23 protein-coding genes, 1 tRNA gene and 1 riboswitch are annotated in these 23,603 nt (G+C 42.8%); of the genes, 1 reads left to right on the top strand and 23 read right to left on the bottom strand.

From position 1 onward, the window contains the following. Positions 1-67: 67 nt before the first annotated feature. The 12 genes from ACGLYD_RS05215 to ACGLYD_RS05160 form a co-directional block, all read right to left on the bottom strand. The gene (locus tag ACGLYD_RS05215; protein ID WP_399631732.1) at positions 68-217 is read right to left on the bottom strand and encodes a hypothetical protein; all 150 of its coding nucleotides are present in this window, start codon (positions 215-217) and stop codon (positions 68-70) included. Positions 218-422: 205 nt separating this feature from the next. Next, positions 423-496, bottom strand: a tRNA-Arg gene (locus ACGLYD_RS05210). Between the two features lie 77 nt (positions 497-573). Continuing rightward, positions 574-1,068, bottom strand: coding sequence for a metallophosphoesterase (locus ACGLYD_RS05205; RefSeq protein WP_399631729.1), 495 nt, complete (start codon positions 1,066-1,068; stop codon positions 574-576). Continuing rightward, positions 1,065-1,679 (bottom strand): XTP/dITP diphosphatase, encoded by a 615-nt coding sequence (locus ACGLYD_RS05200; RefSeq protein WP_399631726.1) that lies wholly within the window; start codon positions 1,677-1,679, stop codon positions 1,065-1,067. Before ACGLYD_RS05200 ends, ACGLYD_RS05205 begins: the two co-directional genes overlap by 4 nt. Then, on the bottom strand, positions 1,676-2,434 hold the full coding sequence (gene rph, locus ACGLYD_RS05195; protein ID WP_067207874.1) for a ribonuclease PH: 759 nt from the start codon (positions 2,432-2,434) through the stop codon (positions 1,676-1,678). The genes ACGLYD_RS05200 and rph overlap by 4 nt, the downstream gene beginning before the upstream one ends. 100 nt (positions 2,435-2,534) lie before the next feature. Next, positions 2,535-3,329 carry a glutamate racemase gene (gene racE, locus ACGLYD_RS05190; RefSeq protein WP_067207871.1) on the bottom strand — a complete coding sequence of 265 codons (795 nt, stop codon included), beginning with the start codon at positions 3,327-3,329 and terminating at the stop codon, positions 2,535-2,537. Positions 3,330-3,338: 9 nt separating this feature from the next. Then, positions 3,339-3,794 (bottom strand): MarR family winged helix-turn-helix transcriptional regulator, encoded by a 456-nt coding sequence (locus tag ACGLYD_RS05185; protein ID WP_067207869.1) that lies wholly within the window; start codon positions 3,792-3,794, stop codon positions 3,339-3,341. A gap of 204 nt (positions 3,795-3,998) precedes the next feature. Then, positions 3,999-4,223, bottom strand: a complete 225-nt coding sequence (locus ACGLYD_RS05180) for a LuxR C-terminal-related transcriptional regulator (protein ID WP_067207867.1) — start codon at positions 4,221-4,223, stop codon at positions 3,999-4,001. A 72-nt stretch (positions 4,224-4,295) separates the two neighbouring features. Further along, complete coding sequence (locus ACGLYD_RS05175; protein ID WP_067207864.1) at positions 4,296-4,739, bottom strand: thioesterase family protein; 444 nt, start codon at positions 4,737-4,739, stop codon at positions 4,296-4,298. A gap of 138 nt (positions 4,740-4,877) precedes the next feature. Next, entirely contained in the window at positions 4,878-5,684 is an 807-nt protein-coding gene (gene sdhB / locus ACGLYD_RS05170; protein ID WP_067207861.1) for a succinate dehydrogenase iron-sulfur subunit, read from the bottom strand. 5 nt (positions 5,685-5,689) lie between these two features. Continuing rightward, on the bottom strand, positions 5,690-7,444 hold the full coding sequence (gene sdhA / locus ACGLYD_RS05165) for a succinate dehydrogenase flavoprotein subunit (RefSeq protein WP_067207858.1): 1,755 nt from the start codon (positions 7,442-7,444) through the stop codon (positions 5,690-5,692). A gap of 120 nt (positions 7,445-7,564) precedes the next feature. After that, positions 7,565-8,173, bottom strand: a complete 609-nt coding sequence (locus ACGLYD_RS05160) for a succinate dehydrogenase cytochrome b558 subunit (protein ID WP_187047345.1) — start codon at positions 8,171-8,173, stop codon at positions 7,565-7,567. A gap of 237 nt (positions 8,174-8,410) precedes the next feature. On the opposite strand from ACGLYD_RS05160, the gene ACGLYD_RS05155 reads away from it, so the two are divergent. Further along, the gene (locus ACGLYD_RS05155) at positions 8,411-8,827 is read left to right on the top strand and encodes a YslB family protein (RefSeq protein ID WP_340741844.1); all 417 of its coding nucleotides are present in this window, start codon (positions 8,411-8,413) and stop codon (positions 8,825-8,827) included. A 510-nt stretch (positions 8,828-9,337) separates the two neighbouring features. Here ACGLYD_RS05155 and ACGLYD_RS05150 read toward each other — a convergent pair. From ACGLYD_RS05150 to polX, 11 genes are all read right to left on the bottom strand, one after another. Then, positions 9,338-10,555 (bottom strand): aspartate kinase, encoded by a 1,218-nt coding sequence (locus ACGLYD_RS05150; RefSeq protein ID WP_399631721.1) that lies wholly within the window; start codon positions 10,553-10,555, stop codon positions 9,338-9,340. Between the two features lie 90 nt (positions 10,556-10,645). Next, positions 10,646-10,825: riboswitch (Lysine riboswitch) on the bottom strand. 48 nt (positions 10,826-10,873) lie between these two features. Next, positions 10,874-12,667 (bottom strand): excinuclease ABC subunit UvrC, encoded by a 1,794-nt coding sequence (gene uvrC / locus ACGLYD_RS05145; protein WP_187047343.1) that lies wholly within the window; start codon positions 12,665-12,667, stop codon positions 10,874-10,876. A 146-nt stretch (positions 12,668-12,813) separates the two neighbouring features. Then, positions 12,814-13,128, bottom strand: a complete 315-nt coding sequence (gene trxA, locus ACGLYD_RS05140; RefSeq protein ID WP_067207845.1) for a thioredoxin — start codon at positions 13,126-13,128, stop codon at positions 12,814-12,816. Between the two features lie 125 nt (positions 13,129-13,253). Continuing rightward, positions 13,254-14,228, bottom strand: a complete 975-nt coding sequence (locus ACGLYD_RS05135) for an electron transfer flavoprotein subunit alpha/FixB family protein (protein WP_399631720.1) — start codon at positions 14,226-14,228, stop codon at positions 13,254-13,256. A 32-nt stretch (positions 14,229-14,260) separates the two neighbouring features. Beyond that, entirely contained in the window at positions 14,261-15,034 is a 774-nt protein-coding gene (locus ACGLYD_RS05130) for an electron transfer flavoprotein subunit beta/FixA family protein (protein WP_067207839.1), read from the bottom strand. Positions 15,035-15,059: 25 nt separating this feature from the next. Continuing rightward, entirely contained in the window at positions 15,060-15,833 is a 774-nt protein-coding gene (locus ACGLYD_RS05125) for an enoyl-CoA hydratase (RefSeq protein WP_067213902.1), read from the bottom strand. 175 nt (positions 15,834-16,008) lie between these two features. Next, complete coding sequence (locus ACGLYD_RS05120) at positions 16,009-16,590, bottom strand: TetR/AcrR family transcriptional regulator (protein ID WP_067207836.1); 582 nt, start codon at positions 16,588-16,590, stop codon at positions 16,009-16,011. Between the two features lie 91 nt (positions 16,591-16,681). After that, positions 16,682-18,379 carry an AMP-binding protein gene (locus ACGLYD_RS05115; RefSeq protein WP_399631715.1) on the bottom strand — a complete coding sequence of 566 codons (1,698 nt, stop codon included), beginning with the start codon at positions 18,377-18,379 and terminating at the stop codon, positions 16,682-16,684. 228 nt (positions 18,380-18,607) lie between these two features. Next, positions 18,608-19,021, bottom strand: a complete 414-nt coding sequence (locus ACGLYD_RS05110; protein WP_067207831.1) for a DUF350 domain-containing protein — start codon at positions 19,019-19,021, stop codon at positions 18,608-18,610. Positions 19,022-19,504: 483 nt separating this feature from the next. Further along, positions 19,505-21,814, bottom strand: a complete 2,310-nt coding sequence (locus ACGLYD_RS05105; RefSeq protein ID WP_067213901.1) for an endonuclease MutS2 — start codon at positions 21,812-21,814, stop codon at positions 19,505-19,507. Positions 21,815-21,878: 64 nt separating this feature from the next. Continuing rightward, positions 21,879-23,585 (bottom strand): DNA polymerase/3'-5' exonuclease PolX, encoded by a 1,707-nt coding sequence (polX, locus tag ACGLYD_RS05100; protein ID WP_399631712.1) that lies wholly within the window; start codon positions 23,583-23,585, stop codon positions 21,879-21,881. Between the last annotated feature and the right edge of the window lie 18 nt (positions 23,586-23,603).

The following is a 23,603-nucleotide window of genomic DNA, read 5'->3' as shown; positions in this document are numbered from 1 at the left end:
TCACTAATTCTAAAATAGCCTTTTGCCATTGGTCTATTTTTGATGATTTTGAAGATATATCATCCTTTTATTTATCTGTTTGTTTTTGCTTCTTTTTCAAATACTCCGCACGTATTTTTTCAAGTTGCTGCTTTTTATCAAATTTGGCAGGTATGTTTTTTTCATGATACTTCGTCACAGCTGCATGACCTTTGGTGTCCAATTGATATTTCCCCACTTTGTTCACCTACTTTTCTTGTTTTTAAAGAGAATCTATTCAACAAATATAATATACCTTATTTTCGGAAGATCATTTCGTGTCTTATTACACGTAAAATACTAGGGTACAAAAAAAGGATTCTGCACCAGTGACCGAAGCCCTGACCGAATCCCTAATCTGTCTCAAACCCTATCACATCAAGGCTTGAACTGCGCTTTTTTAATGTCCCAGGAGGGATTCGAACCCCCGACCGACGCCTTAGAAGGGCGTTGCTCTATCCAGCTGAGCTACTGAGACGTGCGTTTCAAACTTTCATTCATTCCCTAAGGACAATACTTAGTATATATTGCATTAGGAATAAAGTCAACGCTTTTTTAAATCTTTTTTATTTCTATAAAATCTACTATTTCCGATGCCATATTCTTGAATGTAACGCGCACTGTTTCATCCCATTCTACAACAGCATAAGTCGCATCTTTCCCGCCCCGCGGCTGCATTGTGCTGCCTGGATTCAAGAACAGTATTCCGTCTTTCATCTCAGCACCATACAAATGCGAATGGCCAAATAGAACGATATCTGCTCCAGATTCTTTTGCATAATAATAAAGCCCCATCAACGATTGTTTCACATCATGCTCATGACCATGTACAGCTAAAACTGTCTTCCCCTCTACCTTGACCACAACAGATGCGGGAAACCTAGCATCCCTGTCACAGTTTCCACGGACTCTATGCATTGTCTGTAAAACTGAATCATCGAATGACAGCTCACTATCACCGCAATGGAAAGTCGCGTCCGCAGAAAGTGCAGAAACGGCTTTCACCGTTTCCTTATCTCCATGCGAATCACTCATAACAACAATCTTCATTCTGAATCACCTGCCACTGTCATATATTGAGGTAATTTGAATTTCAACTGAGCTAAAGCTGCTCCCCTGTGTGAAATCTCATTTTTCTCTTCAGGTGACAATTCCGCCATCATTCGATTCTTTTCAGGCACGAAGAAGACTGGATCATAGCCGAAGCCGTTCTTTCCTTGACGTTCATGGTGAATCAGACCTTCACAGCTACCCGAAAACGTTTCTGTAATCAAACCAGGACCAGCCACTGCTAGCACGCAGCGGAATCGAGCGGTACGACCATCCACAGGCGTCGTTTCTAGCTCCTGTAGTACTTTGTCGATATTTGCATCATCATTCTTCTCAAGACCCGCATAACGCGCGGAGTAGACGCCTGGCGCGCCGCCAAGCGCATCGATTTCAAGTCCACTATCATCTGCAATAACGATTTTGCCAAGCAAGCGTGCGACCGTCTCTGCTTTCAGAATCGCATTCGCCTCAAATGTGTCGCCCGTTTCTTCTACATCGATATCCCCTTCGATATCATTTAACGTAAGAACTTTTACTCCCAGTGGCTTAAACAACGCTTCAAAGTCTTTTGCCTTGCCCACATTATTCGTGGCTATCAATACTTCCTTCATGATTCACCTTGTTCTTTCGGTTTGATCAACTGCGCAACAAGTCCAAGTGCTTCTTTTTGCACTTCAACTAGTTGGTTAATTCCTACTTCTGCAAGCTCCACAAGACCGTTCATCTCAACGCGCGTAAATGTCGATTCTTCGCCTGTCCCCTGAAGTTCGACGAAAGCGCCGGCACCAGTCATAACAACATTCATATCGACAGCAGCCGACGAATCCTCGATGTAGTCCAGATCCAGAATGAGTTCACCCTCAACCGTCTTCCCTACACTCGTTGCAGCAAGGAAATCAGTTATCGGGAATTTAGCTAATCCTTTTTCGATGTGTAGTTTCGAGATTGCCATTGCTGTTGCGACGAACGCACCCGTAATCGACGCTGTACGCGTACCACCATCTGCCTGGATAACGTCACAGTCCACCCAGATAGTTCGTTCACCAAGCGTCTCCAAATCGATGACAGCGCGCAGTGCACGGCCTATCAAGCGCTGTATTTCCATCGTACGTCCGCTAACCTTACCTTTTGAAGCTTCACGTTGCGTTCTTTGTCCAGTAGCGCGTGGCAACATAGAATATTCCGCTGTTATCCAGCCTTTTCCGCTATTACGTAAAAAATGTGGAACCCGTTCTTCTATAGAAGCTGTACAAATCACCTTCGTATTTCCGACCGTAATAAGAACTGAGCCTTCGGGGTGAATTAAATAATCTGTTTCAATTGTTACCGGCCTAATCATGTCGGCCATTCTTCCATCATGTCTCATATCGTGTACCCTCCATCATTCAGATTGCGCATTCATCTTATCATAACTCATTTCATATACGCAAAAACCCGGATGTCCAAATCTGGACATTCCGGGTTTCTTACAATTCAATATAGCTTACATTAGGCTTTTCAATCGACAACCAGTCTTCAACAATGCCTTGAAAAGTTTCTGACTCCCCTGTTGTATAAAAAACAGGTGCCACTACGCTGTCAGCAATGCGCTCAATGCCTTTAGAAAGTAGAATACGTTCAACATCACACACTGTTTCTACCGCGGATGAAATAATTTTTACATTATTCGGAAGGGAGGTTGTAATATGTTGCTGCAATAATGGATAATGTGTACACCCCAATATCGCCGCATCAAAATCTTTCCCCTCAAGTTCACGGAGTGTACGGTCAACAATGATACCTGCATTATCTGACTTATACTGACCACTTTCGACAATTGGAACAAATTCAGGACACGCAAGTGAGTAAACCATCGCATTCGGTGAAAGAACATGGATTGCATCATTATAAGCGCCACTTTTAATCGTTCCAGCAGTCCCAAGCACAGCAATTTTTCCCGCCACGGACGCATTAACTGCAGCCCGTGCACCTGGCACGATAACGCCGATGACAGGAAATGAAAATCGTGCTCGGATATCATCGAGTGCAACAGCCGTAGCCGTATTGCAAGCAATGACAAGCATTTTTATACCCATTTCGGAAAGTGCTGATGCCATCTCCATTGTAAACTCCCGGACTTCGTCAATCGGCCGGGGCCCATATGGACAACGAGCATCATCCCCTATATAGACAATGGGTTCATGTGGTAGTCGATTGAGCATCTCTTTAACCACGGTTAGCCCGCCGACGCCCGAATCAATTACTCCAATTGGTGCTTCCACTAAAATCCCTCAATCCTTTTTCATCTCTTGATGTAGTTTACTCAGCAAATCTGAGAAGTCCTTCACTTGTTGTTCATCGAAGTCTACTAACACCGAATTCAAATAATGACGGCGTTTATCAATTACTTCTTCGATTACCCGTTCACCTTCGCTAAGAAGATGAATTCGGACAACACGGCGATCTTGATCATTGCGGACACGCTTCACAAGCGAGTTCTTTTCCATCCGATCGACCAAATCAGTCGTAGTACTGAATGCAAGGAACATCTTGTTCGACAAATCCCCAATCGTCATATCTCCATGTTCAAATAGCCACTGTAAAGCAACGAATTGAGGTGGAGTGATTGTATAATTACTAAGAATTCTACGGCCTTGTTGTTTGATGATTGCTGCAACATACCGTAATTCTTTCTCCATATGTGCAACTTCATCTGTATATTGAATTTTTGGTGGGTTATTTTCCATCAACTGAACCAGCTCCCTGAAAACAAATACTGTCTACCTATTGTCCCCCTTTTTTGCGCTTATGGCAATACCTAATAAATTGATGGTAAAAAACGTTAAAAAAAAGCTGTTTGAGAGCTGCATAATGCAGATCAAACAGCTACTGTTACAAGGCATCAATCACCTACACTCGGCTATGATCACCCTTCATCATTAACACCTGCTTCAACGCAATTGTAACTCTCCCAACCGTAACAATTCGATTACCGCTTGTGCTCTGCCGGAAACACCTAGCTTTTGAATTGTGTTCGAAATATGGTTGCGAACAGTCTTTTCGCTGATTCCGAGCCGCCCCGCAATATCTTTTGTCGTTTGATCTTCAACGAGCAGATTAAAAATTTCTCGCTCTCTTGCCGTAAGCAAAGAACGGTTTTTAGAGTCCTCTATCAAGACGCGCCCTCCTATCCACTTTCACTTTAAAATATGTGAAGAGGCGGCGAGCTGTGCCGGCTACATGGTGATTTAGTTAACAAAAAGTATTTTCTCCTCTTCAGACCACGCAACACCTTTGCCCGTCTGTCTGCCAATCTGAACCATCGTACCTCGTCCTGTGAAGACGATATCATCTTTACTGTTCTTCGCCATATAGTGAATATCAACAGAACTGTTACCAACTGCGGCAGCTTTAACGAATATTTCCAACTTTTCATCAAAAAAGACTTGCTTCAAAAAATCACATTGCAAATCAGCAACGACCGGAAAATTTTCACCCTTTGGATCAAGCCAATTATTCATAAGCCTAATCTCTTTTAAGAACTCAATCCTCGCATGCTCAAAATAAATAAATGGGACCGTGTTGTTCAAATGACCATACATGTCCGTCTCAGAAAAACGAACGGATATAGGTACAGAAAACTTGAATTCCGATTCCCATGTCGACAACTCTTTTATGTACACTGCTTTCACTCACCAAACATCTCCTCTTCTAAAATGAATACTCATTCATCTATTCTATCAAATACCCCCTAATAAATGAAGGTGCTAAACAAAAATAGAAAAAAGCCCCGCCAAGGCATAATGCCGTAGCGAGGCTAGGGACTGAAATCAGTCCACCATATGGTCACTTCCGAAGAAGTTTTTGAACATTTGTACGTTCGTTGCACGGTTCATTGCTGCAATCGAAGTAGTCAAAGGAATTCCTTTTGGACATGCAACTACACAGTTTTGTGAGTTACCACATTCGCCAATTCCACCGTCTGTCATAATCGTAGCCAGACGTTCGTCTTTGTTCATTGCACCAGTTGGATGCGAGTTGAACAGCCGTACTTGTGATAGCAATGCAGGTCCCATGAAGTTCGTATTGTCGTTAACGTTCGGGCATGCCTCAAGACATACACCACACGTCATACATTTTGAAAGTTCATATGCCCATTGGCGTTTACGCTCAGGCATACGAGGTCCTTCACCAAGGTCATATGTGCCGTCAATCGGAACCCATGCCTTAATTTTTTTCAACGAATCAAACATGAATTCTCTGTCAACAATCAAGTCGCGAACGACTGGGAATGTCTTCATTGGTTCAAGTTTAATCGGTTGTGTAAACTGATCTACAAGTGCCGTACAAGATTGGCGTGGACGTCCGTTGATAACCATTGAACATGCCCCACAAACCTCTTCCAAACAGCTCATTTCCCAGTTAACTGGTGTTGTTTGCTTACCTTCTGCGTTGACCGGGTTACGACGAATTTCCATTAAAGCAGAAATGACGTTCATATTCGGTCTATATTCTAATTCAAAACTTTCCCAATAAGGTTGTGATTCAGCAGTATCCTGACGTCGAATTTCAAAAAGAACCGTTTTCTGTGACGTCTGCTGTTCACGTTCTTGTACTGCCGTATTGTTCTCGCTCATTTAGGTCAATCTCCTTTCTTCGCGGAGTAATCGCGTGTACGTGGTGGAATCAAGGAAACATCTACTTCTTCATAATGGAAGATTGGTGCAGAATGTCCATCGAATTTCGCCATTGTCGTTTTCAAGAAGTTCTCATCATCACGATTCGGGAAGTCCGGTTTGTAATGGGCTCCACGGCTTTCATTACGGTTAAGTGCACCAAGTGTAATAACACGAGCCAAGTATAGCATGTTTTTCAGTTGACGCGTAAATGTTGCACCTTGGTTAGACCATAGTTGTGTATCCGTAATGTTGATGTTTTCATAACGCTCAAGAAGCTCAACGATTTTATCGTCTGTCGCTTGTAGTCTGTCATTGTAACGAACTACTGTTACGTTATCAGTCATCCATTCGCCAAGTTCTTTATGAAGAACATAAGCGTTTTCAGTACCGTTCATTTTAAGCGTATCATCCCACTTCTGCTGCTCTTCTTTCACTGCTGCGTCGAAGATTGTAGAAGGAAGGTCCACTACAGAACGTTTCAAACCTTTCATGTAATGAATAGCGTTCGGTCCTGCGACCATACCGCCGTAAATTGCTGAAAGGAGTGAGTTTGCGCCAAGACGGTTTGCACCGTGCTGTGAATAATCACATTCCCCCGCCGCGAATAGACCTGGAATACTTGTTTGCTGATTATAGTCAACCCATAGTCCGCCCATTGAATAGTGGACAGCCGGGAAGATTTTCATCGGTAATTTACGTGGATCGTCGCCTGTGAATTTCTCATAGATTTCGATGATTCCACCAAGCTTAATATCAAGCTCTTTTGGATCCTTATGGGAAAGGTCCAGATACACCATGTTTTCACCGTTGATACCAAGTTTTTGGTTAACACAAACGTCAAATATTTCACGTGTTGCGATATCACGCGGTACTAGGTTACCGTAATCCGGATACTTTTCTTCAAGGAAGTACCAAGGCTTGCCGTCTTTATAAGTCCAGACACGTCCACCTTCACCACGTGCCGATTCACTCATAAGACGCAGTTTATCGTCTCCTGGAATTGCTGTTGGGTGAATTTGGATAAATTCACCATTCGCGTAGTGTGCACCTTGCTGATAAACGATAGAAGCTGCAGAACCTGTATTGATGACAGAGTTTGTCGTTTTCCCGAAAATGATTCCAGGTCCACCTGTTGCCATAATGACTGCATCACCTTTAAAGGCTTGAATCTCCATCGTTTTCATGTTTTGCGCTTTAATACCGCGACAAACGCCTTCTTCATCAAGAATAACACCAAGGAATTCCCAGTGTTCGTATTTCGTCACAAGTCCAGCAACTTCATGACTTCGAACTTGCTCGTCTAATGCGTAAAGGAGCTGCTGTCCTGTCGTCGCACCAGCGAAAGCCGTACGGTGATGCATTGTACCTCCGAAACGTCGGAAATCCAACAATCCTTCTGGCGTACGGTTGAACATAACGCCCATCCGGTCCAATAGACTGATGATTCCTGGTGCTGCATCCGTCATTGCCTTAACTGGTGGTTGATTCGCAAGGAAGTCTCCGCCGTATACAGAGTCATCGAAATGAATGTCAGGTGAGTCGCCTTCCCCTTTTGTATTTACTGCACCATTAATGCCGCCTTGTGCACATACAGAGTGGGAACGTTTAACCGGAACAATGGAGAACAAGTCAACCGGCGTACCTTCTTCAGCGGCTTTGATAGTTGCCATCAGGCCGGCTAGTCCACCGCCGACGACAATCAATCTGCTTTTTGCCATTATTGTTTCACTCCTCAAATTATAGGTGATCTCGTAGTCATTTAGTTAAGTTGTTATTCAATTACGCCTCGGCGTAATTGCGTCCAAATTTGAATCAGCAGGGATTTCTGCTGATTCAAATTAAACAAATGCAAGTAGTGCTTGTATACCGATTACAGAAAGCACTAGGAATATTGCCATTGAGATATACGTAACGATGGTTTGTGAACGTGGAGATTGTGTAATTCCCCAGCTTACTAGGAATGACCAAACGCCGTTCGCCAAGTGGAATGTAGCTGCAAGGACACCTGCAATGTAGAACGCAAGCATGAATGGACTCGATAAGATGTCAGCCATCATATCGTAGTCCACATCAGCTCCCAATGCTTTTTGAACTCTTGTTTGGAAGATGTGCCATGCGATGAACACGACTAGGAATACTCCCGTAATTCGTTGTAGCATAAACATCCAGTTTCGGAAAGTCCCGTAACGCTTTACGTTATTTTTCGCTGTGAAAGCTATGTACACACCATAGAACGCATGGAACATAAGTGGGATGTAGATGATGAACCATTCAAGAAACAATACGAACGGTAAGTTACCCATGAAATTGGATGCAGTGTTGAATGCCTCTGGGCCGCGTGTGGCAAAATGGTTAATCACTAAGTGTTGGGCAACAAAAAGCCCCACTGGAATGATTCCGAGCAGTGAATGAAGACGACGCAAATAAAAATCTGATTCTCTCGACAAGTCTTTTACCCTCCTTTATTAACTGAGTCCTTCAGTGCGCCTCTGTCATCATTTCGACATGAAGCGACCGTTGACGACGTACCTCTTCGTGGTACAATATTATGACATAACCATTGTACTCCTCAGTTTTGAAGAGGTCAAGACGATGTGGGCTTTTCGACACGCCCGAATTTAATATATTATTATTCTCTTGGATTCACTAACGCTATCATTTAACCGAAAGGGTTGCATATTCGATTGGAAAATACTACATATGATTCACCAACCCGTTTTGGCTATGAAATTTTACGAGATCACGTGTTGCCAAGTATCCTCGGGAAACATGAAGATGAAATCCTCTATTGGGCCGGAAAAGAAGTAGCTCGAAAATTCCCGATTTTTGGTGTTGATGAACTTCCTGAGTTCTTTCAAGAAGCCGGATGGGGGCCCCTTCAACTCGAAAAGACGTTGAAAGACGAGGCTTTTTATTCTTTAAAAAATGATTTCGCTACAAATGCCCAAAACAGATCTTGCCAACTTGAAGCCGGTTTCATTGCACAACAGTACCAGAAATTTAGTGGATTGCTCACTGAGTGCTACGGAGAATTTAACGCAAAGGATGGTCTCATCCATTTCCAAGTCAAATGGGACTTAAAAACGAAAGTTGAGGCATGAAAAAGAAGATGCATCCTTTAAATCGGGCGCATCTTCTTTTTCATACAACTAATCTATATATGTTGAACTATTGATTCTATATGATCTCCAGCGAAGGCATCTCTATGCGCCGTGCGTTGTACAGGGGTTTCTTTATGTCAACATATATAACTAAAAATAACCAGTAAATTACTGCTTATTTTCATGATGAAACACCCTATGTACAGTTTCCGTAGGGTTGCACCTCTCGCAGTTTTCTCGTTAATCACATGAGGGGTTTTTGGGAACGAATGAATAAGCACTTTCCAATCCATAATAGAGCAGCCAAAGATGGAATTTTGGCTGCTGAATCCATCTATATAGCATTTCCTTTTTGATTTTAAGGAAGTGTCACTTTCTATATGGAATTGCACTGTAACTTGTATAGTCTTAACTAAAATTTACAAGGAAGGCTTTATTAAAAGTGATAGAGCGCCCTTTGTCTTCAGGCACTTGCAATAAAATGGTTAACAATAGACATAACAAATTATTTCAGTCGTTGTCTAACCCGAATTGTTTATGAAGCGCCGCTACCGCTATTTCCATATCCGATTCTGGAATAACTACGGATACCTTGATTTCAGACGTACTAACCATTTTCACAGGAACTGATGCACTACGGAGTATCTCAAACATTTGTGCAGCGACTCCTGGGTTGGATACCATTCCACTTCCAACGATTGAAACTTTCGCAAGACCCACTTCAAAGTCGGCTCTGTTGTAACCAAGAGCTTCTTTTTCCGTCTCTAAAACATTAATAGCTTCTGCAAAATCCTCTTTCTTAATGGAAAATGACACAGACGGCTGTACGCCTTCCATAATTGTCTGGACGATAATATCGACGTTAACATGGTGATCCGCAAGTGCAGTGAATATATTCGCAAGCGAGCCATTGTATGGAACGTCATACATAACTGTAATCCGAATGATATCTCTTTCAAAGGCGATGCCCCGAACAATTAAATTGTTTTCCAAATCAATTTCCTCCTTGATAATCGTTCCTTCACCTTCCATATGTGCAGGTCTGACCCGAAGCGGCATTTGATGGTTCTTGGCAAACTCAACCGCTCTTGGGTGAAGTACTCCTGCACCTAAATTCGCGATTTCAAGCATTTCATCATATGATATTTCCTCAAGCTTCTTCGCTTGTCCAATTAATCTTGGATCTGTCGTAAATACCCCTTCAACGTCTGTGTAAATATCACAGATAGCTGCATCTATTGCAATCGCAATCGCCACAGCACTTGTATCAGATCCCCCGCGACCAAGTGTTGTCAACTCACCTGAGCTGTCAGCACCTTGAAAGCCGGTAATCACTGCAACAGCACCCGATTCAAGCGTCGATACAACCTTATCTGCATTGACTTGCTCGATTCGCGCATTGCCGTGAACTGACTCTGTCGTTACACCCGCTTGCCACCCTGTATATGAGCGAGCCTCCAAACCTTGTGCCGCAATTGCCATCGCTAAAAGGGATGCTGTTACTTGCTCACCTGTCGCAAGTAGCATATCAAGTTCGCGGCGGCCCGCTTTCGGATTAACTTCCACGGCGAGCTTTAGAAGATCATCCGTTGTTTTCCCCATTGCAGAGACGATAACCGCAACTTGATTCCCCCGACTTACTTCACCTTGTACAAGCTTTGCAGCGCGTGCAATCCTCTCGGGGTTCGCAACTGATGTGCCACCAAATTTCATTACAATTCGTTCCATGATTTTCCCTCCAATTTCCGCCTGAACGCAAAAACGGCCCTCATAAGTATGAGAGCCGGTCCGATTGGAGCGCTCGCCGAAGAGCCGCCCCGTTCAGATAGCTCTCCAGGTATTTTTATACCTGACAGACTTCCATTTATTCAATGGAAATCCAGCAGGACAATCGTGACAGCCGATTGGTCCGCTTCGGCGAATACTCCTTTCAATCCCGTTCATCAGGCTGCCGCCTTCCGGAGATTTACTATTGGTATCCGCACCTCTATCTTCACTACATATGCAATTTTTAGTGAAAAAACTCAGTGCGTTCACTCTATCACATTACTTCTCTTCTCGCAATGCCTCTTCACGGAAATACGTTTCCACTGATTCTGCAACCACCTTCGGCAAGCCCGCTTGTTGCAGCTCTTCAACGGATGCTTCACGAATCTTTTTCATAGACTCAAAGTGTTTGAGTAATAATGTTTTTCGTTTCGGTCCGACGCCTGGTAATCCATCGAGCGCTGATGTCAATGAATTCGTTTCGCGCCGTTGCCTGTGGAACGTAATTGCAAACCTGTGCACTTCGTCTTGAATTCGCTGTAACAAGTAAAATGCTTCACTCGTTCTCTTTAGCGGGATCATTTCAATCGGATTGCCATAGAGAAGTTGCGCCGTCTGGTGTTTATCGTCCTTCGCAAGTCCAGCAATTGGAATCGACAAGTTCAACTCATCTTCAATGATTTCCCTGGCCGCTTCCATATGACCTTTACCACCATCTATAACGATTAGGTCAGGTAATGGCAAATCATCCTTTAGCACACGGATATAACGCCGCCTTACAACCTCACGCATCGCCGCGTAGTCATCGTGTGCAGCTGCAGTCTTCGTCTTATACTTTCGGTAGTCTTTACGATTCGGTTTCCCATCAAGGAATGACACCATTGCAGAGACGGCATCTGAACCGTACATATGTGAATTATCAAATGCCTCAATACGGTACGGTATGGTGATATTCATCGCCTTGCCAAGTTCTTCACATGCGCCAATTGTACGAAGTTCTTGTCGTTCAATAAGTTGGAACTTTTCTTTCAATGATATCTCGGCATTCTTGATGGCTAGATGGACGAGATCTTTCTTTTTACCGCGCTGTGGAATGAAGACATTGACATCTAGAAGTTGACGGACGATTTCACTATCCATTCCCTGAGGCAACAAGATTTCTTTCGGGATTAAATGTTGGGACTTACCGTAAAACTGTCCGATGAACGTTAGCAGTTCTTCTTCCGGTTCTTGATAAACCGGGAATAGCGATACATCCCGTTCAATTAGCTTTCCCTGACGGACGAAAAAGACTTGAACACACATCCATCCATTGTCCACAGCAAATCCGAAGACATCACGATCAGTGAAATCACTCATCGTCATCGCCTGTTTTTCCATAATCGCTTCAATATTAACAATCTGATCGCGGTATTCTTTCGCGCGCTCAAACTCCAAATTCTCCGCAGCTGCAGCCATTTTTTCCGTCAATTCTTTTTTCACACTTTTATAGCCGCCATTCAAAAAGCGGGTAATATCATCAACCATTTCCTTGTACGTTTCCAATTCCACTTCATTGACACAAGGGGCGAGGCACTGGCCAAGATGGTAATACAAACAGACCCGATCAGGCATCGTATGACATTTTCGATAAGGATAGAGCCGGTCAAGCAACTTTTTCGTTTCACCGGCGGCAAAAGCATGAGGATACGGACCGAAGTATTTCCCTTTGTCTTTTTTCACTTGTCTCGTAATGATTAGTTTCGGATGACGCTCTGCCGTTAATTTTAAGTAGGGATAGGTCTTATCATCTTTTAACATGATATTATATTTCGGATCATACTGTTTGATAAGGTTCAACTCGAGGACAAGCGCTTCCAGATTGGTTGAAGTGACAATATATTCAAAGTCTATGATTTCTCCCACAAGTCGCTGTGTTTTAGCATCATGGCTACCCGTAAAATAACTACGAACCCGATTTTTCAACACTTTCGCTTTTCCCACATAAATGATTGTCCCTTGCCTATCTTTCATCAAATAACAGCCTGGCAACTCCGGTAATATGGCCAACTTTTCTGCGATTAACTCATTCATCTAATTCACCTACCAAAAAACCGGGTGCCAATGAAGGACCCGGTTATTCTATCAAATACATCTCGGCTATTTGCGACTGCCGCTTCGCTTTCATCGCAAAAAATAATTCGCCCAGATTTTGAACTTCTGCTAAATTAAGTTACTAATTAAGCGTGTTTTGCAATCAATTCAGCAAGTGCTTCTTTTGGTTTAAAGCCGACAACTTTGTCAACAATTTCTCCATCTTTGAAAAGAACCAAAGTAGGGATTGACATGATACCATATTTACCTGCTGTTTCTTGGTTGTCATCAACGTCAACTTTAACAATGTTCGCTTTACCTTCGATTTCGCCGTTTAGTTCTTCAAGAACTGGAGCGATCATTTTACAAGGTCCACACCAAGGTGCCCAAAAGTCAACAAGGACAAGTCCTTCTTTAATGTTTTCGTCAAAATTCTGATCAGTCGCGTGAATAATAGCCATAATAAATTTTCCTCCTCTTAATAGATAACCTATGTCTGTATTATAGCATGCAGCTATATGACGGGCTAAATATATGCTTAGTTATTGAAAGAAGCTCCCCACTGTTGAGGGAGCTTCACTTTAAATTAGTTTGTCTTAATTTTTTTAATTTCTTCAATCATCATCGGAATAACCTCGAATAGGTCACCAACAATTCCATAGTCTGCTACTTTGAAAATATTCGCTTCTGAATCTTTATTGATTGCCACGATTACTTTCGAGTTAGACATTCCCGCCATATGTTGGATCGCCCCCGAGATACCTGCAGCAATGTACAAGTCCGGTGTAACAACTTTACCAGTTTGCCCGATTTGTAGAGAATAGTCACAGTAATCCGCGTCACATGCTCCGCGAGATGCACCGATTGCTCCACCTAAAAGTGTCGCAAGTTCTTGCAATGGTTCGAAGCCTTCCGCACTTTTCACGCCACGGCCCCCAGCAACAACAACTTTCGCTTCTGAAAGATCGACACCCTCTGTCGATTTACGAATAACTTCTGAAATGATTGTACGAAGATTGGTAACATCAACAGATAGTGCAGCTACTTCGCCTGTTCTGGCTGCGTCGTGCTCTAAAGGCGCAATGTTATTCGGACGTACTGTGATGAATAGAAGTCCGTCTTTGTTCTTCACTTTTTCAAATGCTTTACCAGAGAAGATTGGACGGATGAATACCGCAGCATCGCCCTCGCCTTCAATAGTAGTTACATCAGAGATTAAACCTGATGCTAGTTTACTAGCAATCTTAGGTGACAAATCTTTCCCTAAAGCTGTGTGACCGAACACAATAGCTTCCGGTTTCTCTTGTTCGTAAACTGCCATAAACGCTTGGCTGAATGCGTCAGAAGTATATAGTTTCAAATGTGGATGTTCCACAGTAACGACACGGTCAGCTCCGTAATGAATCATTTCTTCTGCAAGTGACTGAACAGCATCGCCGAGCAATACCCCGACAACCTCTCCGCCTCCCGAAATCTTTTTAGCAGCTGCAATCGCTTCGAATGAAACGTTACGCAAAGCTCCTTCTCGTGCTTCCCCAAGTACTACTACTTTTTTAGACATTTATAGTCCCTCCATTACAATTAAAAGTCTGATTAGATTACTTTAGCTTCATTTTTAAGCAGATTTACAAGTTCATTCACTTGATCAGAAATATCGCCTTCAAGAATACGTCCAGCAGCTTTTTGCGGCGGAAGGTAAATTTCGATTGTTTGTGTTTTCGCTTCTACGTCATCTTCTTCTAGGTCAAGATCATCTAGTTCAAGCTTTTCAAGCGGCTTTTTCTTCGCTTTCATAATACCTGGAAGTGACGGGTAGCGTGGTTCGTTAAGACCTTGCTGAGCAGTCACTAGTAATGGCAGTGACGTTTCAATTGTTTCAGAATCCCCTTCAACATCACGAATGATTTTGACGGATGTACCGTTGATTTCAAGGTTCGTAATTGTCGTTACGTAGTTAATGCCTAGAAGTTCAGCCACACGTGGACCAACTTGTCCAGAACCGCCATCAATTGCAACGTTTCCTGCAAGAATCAAATCTACTTCTTTATCTTTCAAATACTCAGCAATAATTTTAGCAGATGTGAATTCATCCATTTCATCAAGGTCATCTTCAGTATCGATTAGAACCGCTTTGTCTGCACCCATTGCAAGCGCTGTGCGAAGTTGTTTTTCCGCGTCTTCTCCACCGATTGTAATGACAGTTACTTCGCCGTCATTTGCGTCACGTACCTGGATAGCTTCTTCAATTGCATATTCATCATAAGGATTGATGATGAACTCCGCACCATCCTCAGAAATTTTACCGTTAGAAACCGTGATCTTTTCCTCTGTATCAAATGTCCGTTTTACTAGTACATAAATATTCATATTGCAGGCCTCCCTAACTTTTTAATTATTTCCCTTTAAATACAGGTACACGTTTTTCAAGGAATGCTTGGATTCCTTCTTTTGCATCCTCAGAGACGAAAACTTCACCGAATGAATCAGCTTCTGCCTTCACGCCTTCATAATAAGAAGGATGCTTCGTAAATTGCAGCATCTCTAGTGCAGCTTTCACTGCGACAGGACCCTTCTTAGCAATCTTCTTAGCAAGCTCCATTGTTTTAGGTAGGAGTTCTTCATCTGTATAAGCATGATTGGCTAGTCCTAGACGGGCTGCTTCTATCCCACTGATTGGATCACTCGTTAATAACATCTCCGCTGCTTTCGGCATGCCGACGTAACGCGGAAGACGCTGTGACCCAGCAAAACCGGGGATTAGACCCAATTGCAATTCCGGCAAGCCCAGTTTCGCATTTTCAGTTACAATCCGCATGTGACAGGCCATCGCTAGTTCAAGCCCACCACCCAGTGCCGCGCCATGAATAGCGGCAATAACCGGTTTAGAGAAACGTTCAAGCCGTTCAAAAACTTCTTGTCCACTTGCGGAAAGTTTTGAAAATTCTTCGCCTGAAGTGACAGATGTAAATTCTTTAATATCTGCTCCAGCCGAGAAAAACTTGCCTTCTCCGTGAAAGACAATGACTCGTACAGAATCGTCGTTCTCCACTTGATCAAGTAATGCATTCACTTCCAGTATGAGTGCGCGTGAAAGCGCATTCGCGGGTGGCCTGTTAATTGTCGCAACAGCTACCCCATCATCAATTGCTACTGTTAGAAACTCCATTTCATCCCCACTTTCCATCAATTACGCCTCGGCGTAATTGCGTCCAAATTTTGAATTGTGCCTGCTGGATGCAGGTATGGAACCTTTGCCGCAGGACGCGGCGAACTTTGGTTGCCTTCCCGAACCCACTTCAAAATTTGCGACATCCGCCAGAGGCTACTTAACTTGATTCAAGTTACGCTTTCATTCCATTCATAATCAGCCTATGTACTTCGGGTGATAGTTTCATTAAATCATATTTTTGATCATTCATCACCCATGAAGTGATTGTTTCGTCAATTGTACCAAATACCATTTGTCTAGCAAGCCGGATATCAAGGCCTTCGTCTAGCGCCCCATTCACGATTCCCTCTTTCAAAATTGCATCTAGGAGCGTTAAATATTCTTTTAGGACTTCGTTAATACGAAGACGTAATTCTTTATTCGATTGACGAAGTTCTAGTTGCGTAACAATTGCCAAGTGACGGTCTTCATGCAGAATGCGAAAATGACTGTCAATCAGTCTGAATAGTTTTTCAGATGTATCAATATCCTGTTTCAATATAACTTCGACGTTATTTACGAAAATCGCCATTTTTTCTCTAAAAACAGATATCAGGATATCTTCTTTATTTTTGAAGTAAAGATAGATTGTCCCGTCAGCAACCCCCGCTTCTTTTGCTATCTTCGAAACTTGGGCTTGGTGGTATCCATTCTCAGCAATGACAATGACTGCCGCATCTACTATTTGCTTATATTTTGGTCTATCTCGTTTCATATCTATATATCACCACCAAAAAGAAAATATGAATGATGATTCATTCATATTTTCATATTAGTTGTTAACGTCTGCTATGTCAAGCATTACATCACAGTGGAAGTAATTCCTTTTCAGCTTTCTTTTTTTCTTCATCAATCAAAGCACGGCGTAAAATTTTCCCGACAGCTGTTTTCGGCAATTCTGTACGGAATTCATAAAGTCGCGGTACTTTAAACGATGCTAAATTCTCTCGGCAATACTTATCAAGCTCTTCTTCCGTTACAGTAGCTCCTTGTTTCAAGACAATATAGGCTTTGACAGTTTCGCCCCTGTACGGATCTGGGATACCCGCGATAACACATTCCTGTATCGCTTCATGTTCATAAAGAACCTCTTCAATCTCCCGTGGATAAATATTGAAACCGCTTGCAATGATTATATCTTTTTTACGATCAACAACATAGAAATAACCCTCGTCATCCATATATCCAAGATCCCCAGTTAAAAACCAGCCATCGCGGAAAGTTTGTTCCGTATCTTCCGGTCTATTCCAATAGCCTTTCATCACTTGAGGGCCTTTTACCGCAATTTCACCAATTTCTCCATTCGCAAGCGGTTCTGATAACTCAGGACCAAGTATGCAAGAATCTGTATCTGGCCATGGAACACCAATTGATCCTTTAGCTCGTTTGTCTGCCCAGACGAAATTTGAATGGGTAACAGGAGATGTTTCCGTAAGGCCATATCCTTCAACTAGTTTTCCACCGGTGATTTTCTCGAATTTTTCCTGCACTTCGACCGGTAATGCAGCAGAACCACTAATACATGCTTTAATTGAAGACAGATCATATTTTTTAAGATTAGGATGGTTTAATAGTCCAATATAGATCGTAGGTGCGCCAGGAAATAAGGTTGGCTTCTGTTTATCGATTGCTTTCAAAGCCGTTTCAAAATCAAATTTAGGGATAAGTACCATTCTATTCCCTTGCATGACAGAAAGAATTAATACGGTTGTCATTCCATATACGTGGAAGAATGGCAAAATACCCATGACCGTTTCTTCGCCTTCTTTACACTTATACAACCATTCGCCACACATTTTAACGTTAGAAATTAGATTAGCGTGTGTCAACATGACTCCTTTTGGAGGACCCGTTGTGCCACCCGTATATTGCAGCAACGCAATATCTTCATCGTAATCAAAGTCATAACTAACCGGATCTGATTTTGCGACTTTCATAATTTCCGTGAATAGATGGTTCATTCCACGGTGCTCAACTTTCACTGTAATCCCGTGTTCTTTTTTCTGAATGAATGGATAGATGAGATTCTTAGGAAACGGTAGGTAGTCTTTTATTCCCGTTATTATTACATGCTCAAGTTTTGTGTCTTTAACGATTTTCGAAATTCGCGGAAATAGAATGTCGAGTGAAATGATTGCTTTCGCTCCAGAATCAACCATTTGATAAGCCACTTCACGCTCCGTATAAAGAGGATTCGTCTGAACGACGATTGCACCCACATACAATATCCCATAGTAGGCAATTGCCCCTTGTGGACAGTTTGGAAGCATGATTGCAACCCGGTCCCCTTTGACAATTCCGATAGTCGTCAAATAGTTCGCGAACTTCAAAGCTGATTCATGAAACTCTTTAAATGAGATGTCTTTACCAAGGAAATGCATAGCCGTCTTGTTAGGATATTTCTCGCTGGATCTTGTCAAGAATTCCTGAATAGGAATATGTTCATAGTCAAGCGTCTTTGAGATTTCAGCGGGATATAAGTCCAGCCAAGGTTTCATTGTCAAATAAAAGCCTCCTTTTTCCTCTTCTTCAATTCTTTGAATATTCCTAATCTAATTATAGTAGTAATTGAGTCAGGTTTCAAATAGAATATTTTATGTCAATAAAAAAAGCCTTGACCAGAATAAACTGGTCAAGGTGTATTTGCCGTCATCCAATAAATACCTACTGCGATAAATAATACGCAGACAACGAGTAATATTTTAGCTAATTTTTCCACAACTTCACAACCCTTATGAAATACTTGCTCCTATAACGAATGAAAGTCCCACTGATATCGTCAAGGATATGAAACCGACCGCACGATTATCTGCTTCGATTTCCTTATCAATATTGAATTTAGGTGTCAGGAATTCAAACAACAAATAGGCGAAAATAAGCAGGGTAAATCCAAACAAGCCCCAGCCAATCATTTGAGGTAATGAATTATGCTGTTCGATTGAGTATCGAAAAATGTTTGCTACCCCAAATATTTTACCACCTGTCGCAAGTGCCACTGCAACGTTTCCTTTTCTAATTTCTTCCCAATTCTTATATTTCGTGACGAGCTCAAAAAGCACCATTGAAACGATAAGACATAGGACTACTACACTGAAATAGCCTGCTGATTCTACTAATGGATGATTCCAAAATTCGGTTTTATTCAAAGTTTTAGACTCCTTTTACGTTCGGTCATTCCTTCCTATACGGATAAGCACGTAAAAGGTTTCAAAAACGGGAATATACTTTTTCATTAGCGCATGAAACTTTGAGAGAATCTTATCCACTGAGTAGGTGGATATAGAGATTCCTTTCAAGTCGCTGCGGCGCTCGGGGATGCCTTCCGCCCTTAGCGAGAGCACTGAAAAAGTACGATTTCCTTCAATCCCGTTGATTTCCGTTCCGAGCGGACGCTTTCCGCGGGCACGGCTTCAGTCAATCGAACTACGAAGGGTTCGATTTGCCGTATTTCTGTGTTCTTTGCAGAAATTAAGGCATTCTTGCCCCGTGCTCCCAACGCTAGCAAAAGCCGCTCTTCACTACAATCAACTAGTTCTTACTATAAAAAAGAACTTTTTCAGTGACTCCCCCTTGTAAGGCGCCTTTGCTTGGTTTATACAGGTATACATTGGTTAACTTAAACAGTGGAATTATTTCAATTCAACAACAGTAACGCCGTGTCCGCCTTCACTGGCTTCGCCAAATCGGTACGTTTTCACGCGGCTGTGATTTTTCAAGAATTGCTGGATACCTTGCCTTAACGCCCCTGTCCCTTTGCCATGAATAATCGACACTTGGTGATAATTTGATAGGAGCGCATCGTCCAAATATTTCTCTGTGCGGAAAATTGCATCTTCATAGCGTTCTCCCCGCAGGTCGAGTTCCATTTTAACATGTGTATCTCGTCCCGCTACTGAAGTTGATACATACTGTTTTTTCTCTTTTTCAGGTTTAACAAATTCCAGTCCTGATTGATCAAGCTTCATCTTCAAAATACCAATTTGGACAATCCATTCATGATCTGAAACTTTATCAATGAGCGTCCCTTTTTGACCATAACTGAGCACTTTCACTTCGTCACCTGTTTGAAGGGCCCTTGGCGCTGCCTTTGCTTTCACTGCCTTCTTCTTCGCTTCAGCAGGAGCAGCGCCTTCAAGACGTTTTCGAGCTTCAATCAATTCGTGTTCTTTTACGTTTGCCCCCACATTCAGGCGCATTGCACGTAAATCTGAAATGATTGCTTCCGATTCACGCTTCGCATCTTCGATGATTTTTTTGGCTTTCTCTTTTGCTTTTTCTTCCATTCGTTCTTTCTTGTTATCGAACTCCGCTAGTTTTTCTTCCAATTCACGTTTCAAACGATCCGTTTCTAGTAAGATGTCATGCGTCTCTTCTGCATCTTTTTCTGATTGCACACGGCTTGTCTCAAGCGAAAGGATCATTGAATCGACTTCACCGCGATCTGTACCCGTGAATTTTTTCGCCCGATCAATAACCCTGTCCTGCAATCCTAGTCGCTTTGAAATTTCAAACGCATTACTGCGTCCTGGAACGCCTATTAACAAACGGTACGTAGGACTAAGCGTGTCAACATCAAATTCAACACTTGCATTGGCAACGCCTGGACGGTTATAGCCATATGCTTTCAACTCTGGATAATGAGTTGTTGCCATTACTCTTGCACCACGTCCATGCACTTCATCCAGAATCGAGATGGCAAGTGCCGCCCCTTCCTGCGGATCCGTACCCGAACCGAGCTCATCGAATATAATAAGGGAACGGTCATCGTATTTCTCTAAAATATCGACGATGTTCACCATATGTGAGGAGAATGTACTAAGGCTTTGCTCAATCGATTGCTCGTCTCCAATATCAGCATAGATCGAATCGAACACTGCAACTTCAGAGCCGTCGAGTGCCGGTATAGGAAGTCCTGCCTGTGCCATTAGCGTACATAATCCTACCGTTTTTAATGTGACCGTTTTCCCGCCCGTATTAGGTCCGGTAATAACGATGGTTGTGATATCTTTACCGAATTCAATTGTATTCGCAACTGCTTCTTCCATCGACAACAAGGGATGTCGCGCTTTCGTTAGACGAATATAGCCTTTATTGTTCACTTCGGGCTTCGTGCATTTATGCGCTTTGCCAAATTTTGCTTTCGCAAGGATAACGTCGATTTCAGACAGTATCGCAACAAGGGTGAATAAATCATGTGCGACTTCCTGCACTTTCGCGGACAGATCGATAAGGATTTTCTCGATTTCTTCCTGTTCCTGCAGTTTTAATCTTCTAATTTCATTATTTGCCTGTACGACTGCATCAGGCTCGATGAAAAGCGTTTGACCAGACGACGACATATCGTGAATAACACCACGGTAATGCGAACGATACTCCGACTTTACTGGAATCACATAACGGTCATTCCGGATAGTGACAATGGCGTCGGATAACATCGTTGCAGCATTTTTCCCACGTGTATAACTTTCCAGCTTTTCACGTACGCGGCCTTCCTGCATTCGCAAACCTTGCCGAATTGTACGTAGCGATCCTGAAGCGCTGTCGACAACATGCGCATTGTCATCAATGCATGCATTGATTTCGTGTTCCAAGCCTGTCAAAATCGGAATGGCATCTTTTTTCGCAATGAAATGCGGAATTTCAATATCTTCATCTGCCACAATCGCTTCAATGAATTGACGCAGGTTCCGGCTTGCACGGATTGTGTTGGCTGTTTCCATCAATTCATAAGCACTCAGCATGCCGCCCATTTGTGCACGTTTGGCATGGGGTCTAATATCGCTAATTCCGCCCATTGGCACATTGCCACGAACGCGAAGTATCGATAACCCTTCGTCTGTTTCTTCCAGCAGTTTTACAACTTCGTCAAAATCACTGACGGGTACTAATTTCTCCATATAAGATCGACCGGCGAATGATGTGCAATGAGTTGCTGCCATATCCCGGATTTTATCGAACTCAAGTGTTTTTAAGACACGGTTTTCCAATGTCTTACACTTCCTCTCACTTCCGCACAATTTCGCGGATAAATTTATCGAGCGGCCACGTATTAACGACCGTCTCTTTTTTCAACCATGCTTTTTTACCGTAGTTTACACCAGTAGTCATATAATTTAGTTGTTCAATTGCATGTGCATCTGTATTAATGGCAATAGTAACTCCAGCTTCCTGCGCCATAATCAGATGATCAGTCGCAAGGTCGAGCCGATATGGGTTCGCATTCAACTCAAGTATTTTACCATACTCCTTCGCCCACTCAATAAGTTGAGGTACATCAGGATTATACCCTTCCCGTTGACCAACGATTCGGCCAGTCGGATGTGCTATCATATCGACGTGCGGATTTTTAATAGCCGTATGGAGCCGTTCCATAATCAATTCCTGTGATTGACTGAAATTAGAGTGAATAGATGCAATGACAAAATCTAACTCACTTAGCAGTTCATCATCAAAATCTAGTGTCGCGTCAGGTAGGATGTCCATTTCCGTTCCGCAAAAAATTTCGATATCATCATATTCTTTATTCAACGAACGGATTTCCGCGATTTGTTCACGTATTCGTTCAGGTGTTAGTCCGTTCGCAACTTTGAGATACTGCGTATGGTCTGTGATAACCATATAAGAATAGCCCTTAGCACGGCAGGCCTCAACCATTTCACGGATTGAGTACGCTCCGTCCGACCATGTTGTATGCATATGAAGGTCCGAACGGATGTCCTCGATCGCTACCAAGCCGGCTAGTTCATCGACACGATCGATTTCACTGCCATTTCTGCGCACTGCAGGCGGGATGAACGGCAAACCGAAGTGAGCGAAAAATTGTTCTTCTGAATCGAATGTCTCGATGGAACCATCTTCATTCTCCACTCCGTATTCACTTATTTTCATTCCTCTAGATTTCGCAAGTTGGCGCATTTTGACGTTATGGTCTTTCGAGCCAGTGAAATGATGAATAGCACTTGCGAATTGTTCTGCTTTCACGAAGCGGAAATCGGCGTCAATCGCCTCTTCCAAGTCGAGTGTTACAGACAGTTTCGCATCCCCTGCCGCAATCGTCGCAACCAGAGGTAATGTGGCAAGTAGCTTTTCCCGTACAGTTGCGGGATCGTCCGTCACAATGATGAAATCGACGTCACTACTTTCCTCTTCCGTTCGACGGTAACTTCCAGCGACAGAAAAATGTTTAATCTCTGGTATCAAACGAAGTTCCTGCTCAACAAATGTAACAACCTTCTCCATTTGCCAATGCGGAAATTTCCCTTGACGAGTTCCTAAGATTTCAATTTCGCTCAACATATTCTCTTCTGTCTTCTTGCCGAAACCAGCTACTTTACTTACTTCCCCTGCCATGCATGCCGCATGGAGCGATTCAACCGAATCGATGCCAATCGCTTCCCGTAGTTTGGCGATTTTCTTGCCACCTAGGCCTGGTATTTTCAACAATGGAATAAGCCCTTTTGGCACAGCTTCTTCCAGTTCTTTCAGCAGATCAGACTCTTCTTTTTCTAGCAAATCGGTAATGACAGCACCCGTGCCTTTGCCAATCCCTTTCAACTTTAAAATATCATCCATTTCGGATAAACTGCGTGGATCTAGTTCAAGCACGTTGGCCGCTTTTCTAAATGCTGCTACTTTGAAATGGTTTTCCCCAAGCAACTCCATATATAAAGCGATTTTTTCAAACGTGCGAATGATTGTTTTTTTATTCACTAAAAGCCCTCCTGTTCT

The sequence above is a fragment of the Sporosarcina sp. SG10008 genome (genome assembly GCF_044569405.1).
In the GTDB taxonomy this organism is placed as follows: domain Bacteria; phylum Bacillota; class Bacilli; order Bacillales_A; family Planococcaceae; genus Sporosarcina; species Sporosarcina psychrophila.
Note: the sequence above shows the minus strand (reverse complement) of the source record. Positions and strands in the feature narration are given on the sequence as shown.